Source organism: Halorarum halophilum, assembly GCF_013401515.1.
Lineage (GTDB): Archaea > Halobacteriota > Halobacteria > Halobacteriales > Haloferacaceae > Halorarum > Halorarum halophilum.
Map to the genome: position 1 here is coordinate 1,371,110 of NZ_CP058529.1, position 14,638 is coordinate 1,385,747.

12 protein-coding genes are annotated in these 14,638 nt (G+C 66.6%); 2 read left to right on the top strand and 10 right to left on the bottom strand.

What is annotated here, in order from left to right:
* Positions 1-4: 4 nt before the first annotated feature.
* Positions 5-1,318: an aspartate aminotransferase family protein gene (locus tag HUG10_RS07120; protein WP_179168907.1), complete on the bottom strand. Its 1,314-nt coding sequence runs from the start codon at positions 1,316-1,318 to the stop codon at positions 5-7.
* A gap of 100 nt (positions 1,319-1,418) precedes the next feature.
* Between HUG10_RS07120 and HUG10_RS07125 the strand changes: the two genes are divergently transcribed.
* Together HUG10_RS07125 and HUG10_RS07130 are read left to right on the top strand one after the other, a co-directional pair.
* Positions 1,419-2,552, top strand: coding sequence for a mandelate racemase/muconate lactonizing enzyme family protein (locus tag HUG10_RS07125; RefSeq protein ID WP_179168908.1), 1,134 nt, complete (start codon positions 1,419-1,421; stop codon positions 2,550-2,552).
* 31 nt (positions 2,553-2,583) lie between these two features.
* Positions 2,584-3,663, top strand: a complete 1,080-nt coding sequence (locus HUG10_RS07130) for a mandelate racemase/muconate lactonizing enzyme family protein (protein ID WP_179168909.1) — start codon at positions 2,584-2,586, stop codon at positions 3,661-3,663.
* Positions 3,664-3,714: 51 nt separating this feature from the next.
* On the opposite strand, the gene HUG10_RS07135 is transcribed toward HUG10_RS07130, so the two are convergent.
* From HUG10_RS07135 to HUG10_RS07175, 9 genes are all read right to left on the bottom strand, one after another.
* The gene (locus HUG10_RS07135; protein ID WP_179168910.1) at positions 3,715-4,932 is read right to left on the bottom strand and encodes an ABC transporter ATP-binding protein; all 1,218 of its coding nucleotides are present in this window, start codon (positions 4,930-4,932) and stop codon (positions 3,715-3,717) included.
* An 88-nt stretch (positions 4,933-5,020) separates the two neighbouring features.
* On the bottom strand, positions 5,021-5,899 hold the full coding sequence (locus tag HUG10_RS07140) for a carbohydrate ABC transporter permease (protein WP_179168911.1): 879 nt from the start codon (positions 5,897-5,899) through the stop codon (positions 5,021-5,023).
* 64 nt (positions 5,900-5,963) lie between these two features.
* Positions 5,964-6,911 carry a carbohydrate ABC transporter permease gene (locus HUG10_RS07145; RefSeq protein ID WP_179168912.1) on the bottom strand — a complete coding sequence of 316 codons (948 nt, stop codon included), beginning with the start codon at positions 6,909-6,911 and terminating at the stop codon, positions 5,964-5,966.
* A 29-nt stretch (positions 6,912-6,940) separates the two neighbouring features.
* Positions 6,941-8,113: an ABC transporter substrate-binding protein gene (locus HUG10_RS07150; RefSeq protein ID WP_179168913.1), complete on the bottom strand. Its 1,173-nt coding sequence runs from the start codon at positions 8,111-8,113 to the stop codon at positions 6,941-6,943.
* An 898-nt stretch (positions 8,114-9,011) separates the two neighbouring features.
* Positions 9,012-10,361 (bottom strand): DUF362 domain-containing protein, encoded by a 1,350-nt coding sequence (locus HUG10_RS07155; protein WP_179168914.1) that lies wholly within the window; start codon positions 10,359-10,361, stop codon positions 9,012-9,014.
* A gap of 156 nt (positions 10,362-10,517) precedes the next feature.
* Positions 10,518-11,612, bottom strand: a complete 1,095-nt coding sequence (locus HUG10_RS07160; protein ID WP_179168915.1) for a Gfo/Idh/MocA family protein — start codon at positions 11,610-11,612, stop codon at positions 10,518-10,520.
* 74 nt (positions 11,613-11,686) lie between these two features.
* On the bottom strand, positions 11,687-12,820 hold the full coding sequence (locus HUG10_RS07165) for a UxaA family hydrolase (protein WP_179168916.1): 1,134 nt from the start codon (positions 12,818-12,820) through the stop codon (positions 11,687-11,689).
* Positions 12,817-13,137, bottom strand: coding sequence for a UxaA family hydrolase (locus tag HUG10_RS07170; protein WP_179168917.1), 321 nt, complete (start codon positions 13,135-13,137; stop codon positions 12,817-12,819). The genes HUG10_RS07165 and HUG10_RS07170 overlap by 4 nt, the downstream gene beginning before the upstream one ends.
* Positions 13,134-14,330 carry a UxaA family hydrolase gene (locus HUG10_RS07175; protein ID WP_179168918.1) on the bottom strand — a complete coding sequence of 399 codons (1,197 nt, stop codon included), beginning with the start codon at positions 14,328-14,330 and terminating at the stop codon, positions 13,134-13,136. The genes HUG10_RS07170 and HUG10_RS07175 overlap by 4 nt, the downstream gene beginning before the upstream one ends.
* Positions 14,331-14,638: the final 308 nt, after the last annotated feature.

A 14,638-nucleotide genomic window follows, 5' to 3' on the forward strand; every position in this document is an offset into this window, starting at 1 on the left:
GGATTCAGTCGACCTCAGCCGCGACGGCTGGGGCGACATCGCTGAGCGCCGCCTCGAACGCGTCGACGAGCGCGTCGATTTCGGCGTCGCCCATCGGGGTCGAGACGTTCATCAGCCCGCGCCTGGCGACGAATACCCCGCGATTCCGGAGCGCGAGGAAGAACTGTTCGGTCGGCCCGCCGCTCGACTCGTGGCCAGTCGTCGACGTGGCCGCGTCGACCACCTCCTCGTCAGTGAAGTGAACGTTGAAGAAGGAGCCGTCGCCGGTCACCTGCACCGGGAGGTCGGCGTCGGCGCAGACCTCGTCGAGTCGGTCGCGGGCGGTCGCGCCCAGATCGTTGATGCGGTCGATGGCGTCGGCGTCGAGCGCGTCGAGCGTGGCGAGGCCGCCCGCCATCGTCGTCGGGTTGCCGTTGAATGTCCCCGAGTGGGTGACCGACCCGCGGACGGGGTCGAACACCGCCATCACGTCCTCGCGGCCGCCGAACGCGCCGCACGGGAGGCCGCCGCCGATGAACTTCCCGAACGCCGTCAGGTCGGGCGTGACGCCGTATCGCTCCTGTGCGCCGCCCTCGGCGAGGCGGTACGTCATGACCTCGTCGAACACCAGCAGCGTGTCGGCGTCCTCGGTCAGGTCGCGCGCGGTCTCGAGGTAGTCGTGGCGGGGTGGAATCACTCCCGCGTTGCCCATGATGGGGTCGACGATGAAACACGCGAGGTCGTCGCCGAGGCGCTCGAACGCCTCGACCAGCGCGTCGGCATCGTTGAACGGGACGGTCGACACCCGCTCTTCGACGTTCCGTGGTATGCCGGGGTTCTCCCGACCGTCGCCGGTGACGCCGACGAGTACCGTGTCGTGGGTGCCGTGGAACGCGCCGTCGAGTTTGAGGACGTGGTCGTTCCCAGTGTGGGCGATGGCGGCCCGGACGGCGTTCATCGTCGCCTCCGTACCCGAGTTGGCGAACCGGACCGACTCGACCGACGGCGTCCGCTCGACGATCCGTTCGGCGAGGTCGGTCGCCTCGCGCGTCGGTGCCGCGAAGCCGTTGCCGCGGGCGAACCGCTCAGTGACCGCCTCGACGACCGCGGGCGGCGCGTGGCCGAGGACCGCCTGCGTGTAGTTGTTGAGGAAGTCGAGCAGCTCCTCGCCGTCGGCCGTCGTCAGCGTACACCCCGACGCCTCCTCGACGAACGTCGGGTATGGGTCGAAGTACGTCACCTCGCGCGTGTCGCCGCCGGGCATGACGGCGCCCGCCTCCTCGAACAGCCGCCGCGACTCCGGCGTCCTCCGCTCGTACTCCTCCGTGAGGTCTGACATGCGCAACCAGTTCGTCGAGCGAGCACAAAGCGTTGTTCCCCGGTACCACTTGACACGGAATCGAACACGGTTATTAGTCTCCCCACCGACGTCCGCTCGAATGAGCGACGTTACCGTTGACTCGGTGGAAGCCATCGGCGTGTGCGCACCGACCGACGAGCCGTTCGGCTACGCGCAGTCGTGGGTCGACGAGCGGACGGCGACGCTGGTTCGCGTCGAGGCGAGTGACGGCACCGTCGGGTGGGGCGAGTGCTGGGGCCCCGTCGAGGGGACCGGCGATGTCGTCGAGTCCGTGCTCGCCCCGCATGTCGTTGACGAGAACCCACTCGAAGTCGAGCGACTCTACGACCGGCTCTACGACGTGGGGCGGGCGACGTACCAGACCATCGTGCCCCTGCCGGCGATCAGCGGCCTCGACATCGCGCTGTGGGACCTCGCGGGGAAGCTACAGGGCGTGTCTACGGCGACACTGCTCGGCGGCCGGCGGCGCGAGTCGATTCGGCCCTACGCCACGGGCCACTACTTCAAGCCCGTCGACGATCTCGAGGAGCAGTACGACCGCATCGCGGCGGAGGCGCGGACGAACGCGACCGAACTCGGCGCGGTCAAACTGAAGGTCGGCCTCGAACTGCTCGGCTACGGCCCCCGGGAGGACGTCGAACTCGTCCGCCGCGTCCGGGAGGCAGTCGGCCCGAAGACGACGATGATGGTCGACGCCAACTACGCCTACGACCGGCGGGACGCTCGTCGGGTCGGCCGCGAACTCGAATCGCTCGATGTGGAGTGGTTCGAGGAGCCAGTCCAGCCGGAGGACCTCGAGGGGTACGCGGAGCTACGCGAGACGCTCGAGGTCCCCGTCGCTGGTGGGGAGTGTCACACGCCGGCCGAGTTCGACCGTCTTCTGGAGACGCACGCCGTCGACGTCGCCCAGCCGGACGTCTGCATCGTTGGCGGCCTGACGCCGGCCCGCCGCATCGCGCGGCGGGCGCGCGACCACGGCGTCTCGCTCGTGCCGCACGTGTGGGGGACGTCCGTCAGTCTCGGGGCGAGCCTTCAGCTCGTCGCCACGCTCGACGGCCGGCCGTGGCTGGAGTTCGACCGATCGTCAAACCCGCTCCGCGAGGAACTGGCCGCGGAATCGTTCGCCGCGGAGGACGGTCGCGTGTCGATCCCGGACGATCCGGGTCTTGGGGTGGACCTCGACGCCGACGCGATCGACCGGTACCGCGCGTAGTTTGATAGGTGGAGCACCCGTAGCCGGCGACGTGACGCGCGTAACCGACGTCGACGTCAACCTGTACGGCGTCCCGAATGAGGAATCGCTGGACGACGCAACCCAATCGTTCGACGAACTCGAACTGGTCGTCGTCGATGTGGAGACCGACGACGGACCTGGGATGGGATTCACGCACACGATCGGCGAAGGTGGGTCGGCGGTCCGCGAGTTCGTCGAGACGACGCTCGCCCCGGTCCTCGTCGGGGGGACGGCCGCCCCGCGGGTTGCCCGCGACCGGATACGGGCGGCGACGACGTACGTCGGCCGCGAGGGCGTCTCCGAACTCGCCGTCTCCGCCATCGACATCGCGCTCTGGGACGCGCTGGGGCGTCGCCTCGACGCCCCGCTGTACGAACTCGTCGGCGGCGAGCGCCGCGAGGTGCCAGCCTACCAGACGCACGGCGGGTGGCTCCAGTACGACACCCACGAACTGGTCGAGAACGCCCACGACGCCGCCGAACGCGGCTTCGCCGGGATGAAGATGAAAGTGGGCAGGGGCCACGCGGAGGACGCAGAGCGCGTCCGCGCGGTCCGGGAGGCGCTGCCGGACGGGATGGACCTCATGGTCGACGCCAACTGTGCGTACACGGTTCCCGAGGCGCGACGGTTCGCCAGACACCTCGGGGCCGTCCCGCTCGACTGGCTGGAGGAACCGCTCGACAAGGGGGACTTCGCCGGTCACGCCGACCTCCGGGACCGGATCGCCGTGCCGGTCGCGCTCGGCGAGAACCTGTTCAACGAGACGCAGTTCAAGCAGGCGATGGCGCTCGGCGCGGCGGACGTCCTCCAGCCCGACGTCACCCGCGTCGGCGGCGTCTCCGCGTGGCTCGCCGTCGCGCATGCGGCCCGGACGTGGGACCTCCCCGTGTCGCCGCACTTCGTCGAACCGCTGCACGTCCACCTGGCGACGGCCTTCGACAACGTCCCCTACATCGAACACCACTCGACGGTGCTCGACAGCGTGATGGAGACGCCACTGGAACCCGTCGAGGGGGCGTTCACGCCGCCGGACGATCCGGGACACGGCATCCGGTTCGAGGGGCTGGAGACCTACCGGAAGGACGACTGAGGCCGGCGGACGGGAAAAACGGACGCCAGGTCGCGTGAGACGACCGGCGCCTCAGTTAGTGACGTTCTCGCCGGTCACGTCGTCGAAGAGGTGGATCTTGTCCAGGTTGGCCACGAGCGTGACCACCTCGTCCTCCTCGATGGTGCTTTCGGGTGAGACGCGGGCGGAGAACTCGGTGTCGAGGTCGTCCGGTGCGTCGGGGTCGGTGAGCGTCAGGAACTTGTCGGAGCCCATCGGCTCGATGAGGCGGACGTACGCCTCGAAGGTGTTCGACTCGCCGACCCGCTCGTCGGCAACCTCGGCGTCGTGGATGTCCTCGGGCCGGAGTCCCAGCGTCAGGGCGTCCCGGTCACCATCCCACGACTCGACGGCAGCCGACAGGTCGTCCGGAAGCCCGAAGTCGAAGAGCGACGATTCGGCGAACTGCCGGTCGCCCGCCTCCCTGACGTCGACGTCGAAGAAGTTCATCGGCGGTTCGCCGATAAAGCCGGCGACGAACTGGTTCGTCGGATTGTCGTACAGGTGCTGGGGCGGGTCGACCTGCTGGAGTTTGCCGTCGTTCATCACGGCCACGCGGTCGCCGAGCGTCATCGCCTCGGCCTGGTCGTGCGTGACGTAGATGGTGGTCTTGCCGACGCGCTTGTGCAGGTCATTGAGTTCGGTCCGCATCTGCACCCGTAGCTTCGCGTCGAGATTCGACAGCGGTTCGTCCATGAGGAAGACCGACGGTTCGCGGACGATGGCGCGCCCGAGGGCGACGCGCTGCTGCTGGCCGCCCGACAGCGCCCCCGGCTTGCGGTCGAGCAGGTCCGAGATGCTGAGCAGGGTTGCCGCTTCTTCGACGCGACGGTCGATCTCCTCCTGGGGGAACTTCCGAACGTCGAGGGGGAACGCAAGGTTCTCGCGTACCCGCATGTGGGGGTAGAGCGCGTAGTTCTGGAACACCATCGCGATGTCCCGCTGGCGGGGGTCGAGCCCGGTCACGTTCATCTCCTCGATGACGATGCTGCCCTCCGTCGGCTCCTCGAGACCGGCGACGGTTCGGAGCGTCGTGGTCTTTCCACATCCCGACGGGCCGACGAGCACGAGGAACTCGCCGCGGCGGACGTCTATCGAAACGTCGTCCACGGCGACCACGTCCGTCCCGTCGCTATCCTGGAATATCTTCGTCAGCCCGACGATGCGGACGTTGATGTCCGGCCCCGCGGTGTCGGGGGCGGACTCCTCGTCCGCGGTCGAGGGTTCCGTTTGTGAGGTTGTATCGGTCATGGTGTCATCTCCTTTGGTATCTCTGGATTCGACTGATAATCGGTACGGCTACTGGTCGGTCGTTCCGGTCGGAGGTGAAAGGAGGAGGTCATTCTCCTTTCATCGCCCCCGCTGTCAGCCCGCTCACGATGTACTGCTGGAAGAACAGTACGACGAGGACGGTCGGGATGATGGCGAGCACCGCCGCGGCGCCCATCTGGGCCCACGAGATGTTCACCTCGCCGACGAAGTCGTACACTGCGACCGAGATAGGTCGGGACGCCAGCGTGCTCGAGATCATGAACGAGAAGAGGAACTCCCGCCACGAGTAGAGGAAGGTGAGGATACCGACGGCGGCGACGCCTGGCATCGCCAGCGGAACAACGACCCTCCGGAACGCCTGTAGCTGCGTGCAGCCGTCAACGAGCGCGGATTCGTCGATCTCCTTCGGGATGGAAATGAAGAAGTTCCGCATGATGTAGATCATCAGGGGCAACCAGAGGTACACCTGGGCGAGGATGATTCCGGTGCGGCTGTTGAGCAGGCCGAACGCGGACAGTCCCTGGAAGTAGGGAATGATGATGCCGATCGGCGGGAACAGCCGCGAGAAGATGACGCCGATGAAGATGGCGTTGTCGAACCGGAAGCGGAAGCGACTGAACGCGTAGCCGGCCGGGATCGAGAGCACCATCACGATGGCGGTCGTCGTTGTCGAGATGATGGCGCTGTTGAGCAGCGCCCGCCAGTATCCTTCTCGAATCACTACCAACTGGTACGCCTGGAACGTGAACTCCTCGGGGAGGTACGTCGGCGAGAACACCCCGTTGGGCGTCTTGAACGACGTGAGGCTCATCCAGAAGATCGGCACCAGGACGGAGAGCACCGTAAAGACCAGTACGGCGTGGACGATGTACGGTCCCTCGATGACGTTCCAGAACGCCTGTCTTTTTTCGTAGCTGATTCGCTCGTAGCTCTCCTCGGTGCTCATCGGGGATCACGCCCCGCGAGCAGGCCGTCGTGGGTCGTCATTTGGTGACTGTTACACATCGTGATCACTCCTCTATCCGTTCGAGTACCACGGTCACGTAGAAGATGGCGAGGATGACGGTGACCGCGACCAGGAATACGGCGATGGCCGACCCGTACCCGAAGTCCAGTTTTACCATCCCCTCGCGGTAGATGTAGATGGCTAGCGTCGTCGTGCGGACGCCAGGTCCCCCCTGCGTCATCGGATAGATGATGGAGAAGGCCCGGAAGGCGAACATCCACGAGATGAGCCCCACGATAGCCATGTAGGGCCGCAGGTACGGCAACGTTATCTTCCAGAACCGTTGCCACGTCGTCGCGCCGTCGATCTTCGCGGCGTCGTACATGTGCTGTGGAATCGACTGGAGTCCCGCGAGGAACACGACCATCGCGAACGGCATCCGCAGCCAAGCGTCGACGAACGTCACGAGGGGCAGCGCGAGACGCTTGTTAGCCAGGAGCGCGAGCGGGCTGGAGATTATCCCGAGGTCCATCAAAACCTGGTTCAACAGCCCGTACGGCTGTCCGACGAAAATCCAGTTCCACGTGAGCGCGACTACCGCGAGCGGGAGCGCCCACGAGAAGAGGATGATCGTCGTGTACGTCGACCGCAGCCGTTTGTTTACAACGTGATTGGCCGCGAGGGCGACGAGAAGCCCGGACGTGAACGAGAGCGCCAGCGAGCCGAACGAGTAGATCAGCGTCTGTTCCAGGTACGTGTAGAACACCGACGACGTGAACAGTTTCTCGTAGTTGTAGAGTGGGCGGAAGATGGGCTCCGGGATGCCCGGGGCCGTCAGGAATAGCGACTGATAAAACATCCAGAGAACCGGGTAGACGAAGATCGCCGTGATGAGAGCCAGCGGCGGGCCGAGCAGGACGAGCACCACGTGGTCGTTGAGCCACGCGCTGATACGTCCCTTCAGGCCGTCCGACTGGGTACCAATACCGGTTGTTGGTGTTTCAGTGGCCATGAATATATTGTCCTGTTGTAGTGGCGTCTCTACTGACCCAGGACCGTGTCGATGAACTCCTGAGCCGAGTTGAGCGCCTCTTCCGGGGATTTCTCGCCGGAGTACGCCAGGCTGAGCTCCTCGCTAACCTTCTGCATGACTGCGCGCTGCTGCGGGAACACTTCGTTCTTGGCGACTTCCATCGACTTGCCGCGGACCTGCGAGAACGGCACTACGTTGTTTTGGCCGGCGACGTCGTAGTTGCTTTTAACGTAGGTCAAATTGCTCTCGACGACGTACTCCCACCAGCCGTTCTCGGTGGAGAACCGGGCGTCCTGGAGGAGCGCGCCCGCGGCCTTCTCCGCCGTTGGGGCGAACTTGTTCGTCGCCAGGACTGGACCGCCTGCCCAGGTGGCCTGCGTCGGGCTTGGACCGACGTTCGCCTTGGGCGGCGCGGCGAGGATGTACTGGCTGTCGAGTTCGTACTCGCTACTGGCGTCTGCGAACAGGTCCGTCGCCACGGGGACCATCGCTAGGTTCCCCGAGATGAAGCCGTCCGCGAGGTCACCCTGCGTCCACGTTGTGGAGGGGTCCGGCAGCCAGCCGTTCTCACGCCACTCGATGAGCTTCGAGAGGGCGGCCTTCGCACCTTCACCGTTCACCTTGATCGACTCGTCGTCCTGGATGTACTGACCTCCGGTCTGGTACCAGTGGATGCGGAAGTCCCGCTCGGTGTAGGTCAGGGAGGAACCGCGGAAGCCCCAGGCGTAGACGTCGGTACCCTCGAACGCCTTCATCACCGTCTCGAGTTCGTCCCACGACCAGTTTCCGTTCCGGATCTTATCGATGACACCCTTACTGACGCCTTGTTCCTCGAGCAGGTCGACGCGGACGTGGACCGGGTTACCCTCGACGTTCGCCGGCGCACCCCAGTTGGTCCCCTGCCAGGTGAACGTCTGCTTGAGGAGCGGAATGTACGGATTGTACATTTCGTCGTCCGGCAGGAGGAAGTCCGCCGGTTCGAGCCACCCGTTCTGGGCGTACGTCGTCATCGACGTGTCGACGGTGGACTGCAGGAGGTGAGGCGTGGGCTCCTTCGAGGAGAGCGACGCCGCCATCTTCGGGATGGCCTGGTCGACGACGATCTGGATCCGTTCGACGGTGATGCCGGTCTTCTCCTCGAACATGGCGTCGACCGCGTACGTTGCCGGATCGAACTGCATGTCCCCATAGTTGAGGACTTGAATCTTGTCGACGTCACCGGCTGCCGTGTCCTCCCACCCTTTCGGAGGCTCCCAGGTGGAACTCTTCACCGATTCCGAGTCCAACCATGCCTGCTTGTTGGTGACAGCGTCGCCCTCCGGGACCGCCGTTCGTTTCTCGATCGGCCATTGGTCCACAGAGGCGGTACGGCGCTGTTGCCAGTTGCCAGCAAAATCGATATTCCCGATTTCGTTTTGGAATTCGGAGGAACCTGAACCGCCCTGGCCGTCCTGGCCACCCTGGCCACCCTGGCCGCCTGGAACGCCCATGCAACCGGCGACGGCCGCGGTGGTTCCGGCGGCGGCGAGGTGTGTCAGCAGTTCTCGTCTGTCAAGTGTTCTCTTGCCAAACGGTGGCATACTACACCCTCCCATGCTATCGACATATAGCTTTCCCCAGGGCTAGGTGGGATAAGGAAAAGTGTAGCTGTATCTTATATTTTAACGGAAGCTTATTGCGTTAAGTCAAAGCTACCGAACGGACCATCCTCGTGAGCGGCGCTCTCGAACGCGGCACCGCCGAGAGCGACCGGGGTAGTGAGGTCGTATCGTGTGGTCCAAGGACTTCCCGACGAGTTAGCCGTCCGTCGTGCTCCGGGTCCACGAACGACCCTCCGAGGGTTCAGCGACACCTCTCCGGGAGAAGTCAGTGCTGAATCCGGCCGCCGGCTCGTGGCTGCCGAACGGTTCGACGAGGAGCGGAACGGGTAGGGGCCGGTGCGACGGGAGTGGAGTCGAAGCCCTCGGACGGACAGCAACGTCCCCACGGGCGACGCCGACGGTTCGGGTAAGGGAACCGTTCACGTCGACGCGGACGGTGAACGGAAGGGATAACGCCGCCCACGGTATCGTTTCGGCGTTAGTCTGCGTCGGGCGAGGGTGGGGGCGCGGTGAACCCTCCCTCGCCGTCGAACTCGACCGGTTCTGGCTCGGCGACGACGCGCAGGTCGTCGCGCTCGCGGGCCTCCTCGATGAGCGCCTCCGAGACGTACAGCCGTTCGAGCCGCATCGTGTCGGTGACACGGGCGACGCGGACCTCCTCGGGGCCGACGATGCCCACCGTCGAGAGCGCTGCGACGAGCGCGGCGTAGTCCGACTCCATGATGGGCGGGACTCGCGCGCCCCGGAGATTGCTCGCGGTGACGGTGTTGATGACCGCCTTGGAGAGGTCCGTCTCGGCGATGAGATCCCGGTGGACGAGGTCGGCCATGCCCAGCGCCGTCGCGTTTCCGTGGGACGGTTCGGTCAGCGAGCGGACGTAGATTCGCCCGATGGTCGGCGACTCCGGTTCGGGTTCGAAGCCAAACTCGCGGCGGCCGACGACGTTCGTGTCCATACCCGTCCCGCTGATTTCCTTGCCCATCTGGTCGACGACGAGCACGTCGAGGTCGTCGAACGGGAGCGTCGGCAGTTTCTCGTACGCCGTCTCCAGGAGTTCGGCCTCGCGTTCGAGGAAACCCGACGGCGGAACGCCCTCCAGTATCGCGGTGTCGTCGTGCTGGTTCTCGACCGCGGCGATGCCACCGACGACCGGAAGGGCGTCGAGGAGGATGCGGGCGATCTGGGGGATCATCTCCCGGAAGCTCCAGTTGACCGCGCCCTCGTGGGCGAACTTCGCGCCGCGCTGTTTGCCCATCCCGATGACGAGCATCTTCGAGAGACCGCTCTCGACGCGGCCATCGAAGTCGGTGTGGGGCTTGACCCGGTTGATGGGAACGATGCCGTCAGCGGCGGCGGCGTTTGCGTCGGCAACGACCGAGACGCCCCGTTCGGGCGTCGTCCCGACCTCTACGACCTCCATCGTCGCGCGGACCTCGCACCCGACCGTCTCCTCGCTGACGCCCAGGGCGTCAAGTTTGCCGCGCTGGCCATCGGCGGTCGCCCCGCCGTGACTTCCCATCGCCGGGAAGACGAACGGCTCGTAGCCGCGGGACTGCAGTTCTCCGACGACGCCGCGGACGATGGCGGGGAGGTTGGCGATGCCGCGGCTGCCAGCACCGACCGCGATCTCGCCGCCGTCGGGCACCTCGTCGAGTGCCAGCGAGTCGACGGCCTCCGCGGCCCGCGACTCGACCTCGTCGATCGGGATGGGATCCGTCTCCCAGATCTGTTCGATGACGCCCATCCGGGGCAGGTCGCGCTCGCCACACACTTCGAGTATCGTCTCCTCCGGGATGGGACCGACGGTGGGGTCCCCACGTTCGGTCATTGTATGTGAAAGAATGCCACAGCTACAGCAATAAGTGAATCGCTCGTTCGCGCGAAGGCGGGCGGATTCGTAGCCTGCCGAGCGACGAAGTGACGGGGGACGCCGACGAACGGGAGCACGCCTCACTGACCGCGGGGAGTCACCGTGAGGTGGGCGTCACCATGAGGTGATGGTCACGTCCTTCAGCGGCCGGTCGAACGGCACCGAGACGTGGCCGCCGGTGTAGTGGGAGATGTAGAAGCCCACGATGACCTCGACGGACCGGGCGGCCTCCTCGCCCGGCGAGCGGTTCTCGGCCTCGCCGTTCAGCAGGTCCGCGACATGCCGGGCGGCGTTGGCGAACGAACCGCGGTAGTCCTCGTCCCAGCGCCACGCGTCCTCGATGCCCGGAATCGGCTTCTCGACGTGAGCTCCGTCCTCGAGCGCCCAGTAGCGCCACTCGCCGTCGTCGTTGTTGATGTAGAGTTTCCCCTCAGTGCCGACTAACTGGAACGTCATCGACGAGATGTCGCGGGCGACCGTGCAGTCGATGGAGACGAACGTGCCGTCGTCCATGACTACGAACCCGCCGCCGCCGGAGTCGTCGACCTCGCGGTCCCCCTCCAGGGCCGTCACGGCGTCGTTCTCGCCGTTGATGAAGCCGCTGACCCGCCGCGGCCGGGCGTCGAGTAGGTAGACCAGGGTATCGATGAGGTGCGTCGAGTTCCGGAGCAGTTCGCGGCGGAACTGCGCGGTGACGGCCTTCACCTCGCCGATGAGGCCGTCCCGGACGTGGTCGCGGAGCGTCCGGAGTTTGTCGGTGAAGCGGAACGAGTGGTTGATGACGAGTTCGGTGTCCGTCTCCGCGCAGACCTCGCACATCTCCTCTGCCTCCCCGACGCCCGAAGCGATGGGTTTCTCACACCAGATGACATCGGGGTCTGCCGACGATCGCGCCGCGTCGAGGACGTGCTGGTGGTGGAGGAACGAGGGGGTACAGACCGAGACGACGTCCAGTTCTTCGGCCGCCAGCATCGCCTCGTGGCCGACGTAGCGGCGTTCCGGAGGGAGGTCCCACGCCTCGCCGAACGTGTCCAGTTTCCCCTCGTCGACGTCGGCGACGGCGACGAGGTCGATGTCCTCGGTCGCGTGGTAGCCGCCGGCGTGGCTCTCGGGGAACTTCCTGGTCCCGATGTCTTCCTCGTCGTGGAGGCCGAGGATGCCAAGTCCGGCGATGCCGCCCGCGCCGATGATGCCCGCTCGGTACGTCATGGAATGGACTGCATGGGCCGACGTGTTGACTGTTTCGACGTCCCCCGACTGAATGTCCCCCGACCGGACGCCGCCTACATCGAGGGGCCGACGCGGGTGATGGCGAACTGGGTCAGGCCGTGTCTTTCGGCCCGGGACGGGTCGCCGTTCGCCACTGCAAGCACCCGCTCGCGGACAGCAGCGTGGTCGGCGCTCGTCGCGTCGACGTCGATGTCCTCGGCGAGCGCGTCGACGGTATCGGCGTCGCCGGACACCTTCACCACCGGGACGACTGGATGGCCCGCGGGGATGCCGTCGCCGGTGACGTGGACGACTATCTGTGCACCGGCGGCCGCGAGTCCCGTGGCGGCCTCCTCGAACCGCGAGGGCGCGTCGAGGACGGCCAGCCCGGAGTCGACGGCGACCCGGTCGCCGTAGTCGACGACCTCGCTCACCGGCAGTCCGCCCCACGAGGCGGTGGTGTCCGCGAACTCCATCCCGCCCGCCTCGGCGGCGATTCGCGTCGCCTTCGCGGGATAGTCGCGGTGGCGGGTGAGGAGTTCGTCCATCGCGTCCGCGGTCGCCTCGTCGACCGCTGTCGCACGCGCGTCGTCGGGGTGGGCGGTCAGGCGCTCACTGCCGGCGACGACGACGCGCCCGCCGGCCTCGACGACGGACTCCGCAAGGCGGCCGACAAGTGGGTCCGCCTCCGCGACCGTCGAGTCGTCGAGGTCGCTGCTGACGACGCCGACGGTGAGGTCGCCCAGCCCCGCCGTCGTGTGGGCCGTCTCCCGAGCGACACGTCGGAGGTCGCGGACGTGCTCGACGCCCGCTTCGACGCACTCCTCTGTGCCGCCGACGTCCTGGATCGACAGTTCGCGCACGGGGACGCCGCGCTCGTCGAGTCGGCTCGCCACGTCGTCGGACTGGAGCACCTCACAGCCGAGACCGACGACGACCGTCCCCGCGACGTTCGGGTTCGAGCCGAGGCCGAGGAACGTCCGTCTCGTCTGGTCGTTGTCGCTGCCGATCTGGGCGCAGCCGTGGCCGTGGGGCGTGCTGACCGCCTCGGGGACGGCGTCAGCGATGCGGTCGGCGACCACGTGCGAGCAGATGACTGAGGGGAGCACGAGCACGTTATTGCGAACGCCGATGCGCCCGGTCGGCCGCTCGTATCCCTCGAACTGGCCGGCCTCGGGCGTCGGTTCGAGGTCGCTCCCGGCGCTCACGCCGGTTCACCCCCGTCGGAACCGACCTCCAGGTCGCCCCGTCCACGGGTGCTCTCGCAGTTGTGGACGTGGACCCAGTCGCCCGCGGCGATGGGTTCGCTCGCGCGGCCGATGACCTCGCCGTACTTGACGATCTCCTCGCCCTCCGGGACGTCGACGAGCGCGAACTTGTGGCCGAACGCGACGGCCTCAGAGAGAACGAGCGTCCGGTCTCCGAGGTCGAGTTCGTGACCCGCATCGAGGTCGTCGATGGCGGTGGCGACGACGTCTTCAACCGTCATGACCAGCGCGTCGTCGTCGAGCACGTCGCCCTTCACGTCCGGACCTCCGTGCCGAGTTCGCCGATCTCGTTCGGCTGGATCTCGTTGATGGCGAACTCCTCGAGGCGTCGCCGCTCGGCCTCGGTCGGGTCGCCGTCCGCGATGGCCAGCAGTTTGTCGTACGTCCGCTCGCCGACGGTCGGGAGCGACTCGCCGCCGATGATGGTGCTGGCGTTGACGTCCATGTTGTTCGACATCCGCTCCCAGGTCTTCGGGTTGCCAGTGACCTTGATGACGGGCGCGATTGGGTTGCCGGTGGTGCTGCCGCGGCCGGTTGTGAACGCGACCACCTGCGCGCCGCCGGCGACCTTGCCGACGACGCTCTCGACGTCGTAGCCGGGCGTGTCCATGAGGACGAGGCCGCCGCCGACTGGCAAGTCCTCGCCGTAGCCGACGATGCCGTTGACCGGCGAGGTGCCACCTTTGGCGATGGCCCCGAGGCTCTTCTCCTCGATGGTCGTCAGCCCACCTTCCTTGTTACCGGGCGAGGGCTGGGCGCCGCGGATGTCGACGCCCATCATCTTCGCGAGGTTCTCGCGCCGTTCGACGAAGGCGAGCAGGCGCTTTCGCACCTCCTCGTTCGCCGCACGGTCGGCGAGGATGTGTTCGGCGCCGATGAACTCCGGCGTCTCGCTGAAGCAGGCGGTGCCGCCGTCCTCGACGAGGCGGTCGCAGGCGTCGCCGACGGCCGGGTTGGCCGCGATGCCGCTGGTGGCGTCGCTGCCGCCGCACTCGACGCCGAAGACTAGTTCGGAGGCGTCGGCCTCCTCGCGGCGAACATTGCCGACGGCCTCGTTCAGGTCGCTTGCCCGTTCGGCCCCCTGGTCGAGGGCGGTCAGCGTGCCGCCGCACTCGCGGATGGAGAGCGTCTCGACGGGTTTCCCGGAGCGGGCGATTCGGTCGGCGAGTCCCTCGGCGTCGATGTCCTCGGTGCCGAGTTCGACGACCAGCGCCGCACCGACGTTCGGGTTCCGTCCGACGCCGGCGAGGACGCGCTCGGTCTGGTCGCGCGTCTCGTCGGGTTGGGTCGTACCCATCTGGTGGGGGGTCGCGCGGGCCCACGCCCCGGCCTCGCTCGCCACGCGCGAGGCGATGCTGGAGGCGGCGACGGACGTTGGGATTACGGCGACGTGATTTCGGACGCCGACCCGTCCGTCGTCCCGTCTGAATCCGGTGAAAGTCGGAACCATTGGACCGAGTGTTCGGAAGAGATTGCAATAGTCTTTCGCACGATGCACGCATGAATCACCGTTCCATTTCGGCGTCACTCCGTCAACCGGCACCGCTCCGTCTATCGGCATATCGTGAATTGACTGTCGACTTCCCATGATTCCGCTGCCGGCAGACGTGCCGGAGTCCGGTCGTCACCACCGGTCTGGTCTTGGTCGATGCGGGTCCGGTAGGCTGTAACTAACTGCCACCCGTGACCGTCGTGCGCCCGCACGGCGAATCGCCCACCGACTGGAGGGTTTAACATCCAGCCCCCAGAGGGGTGAGC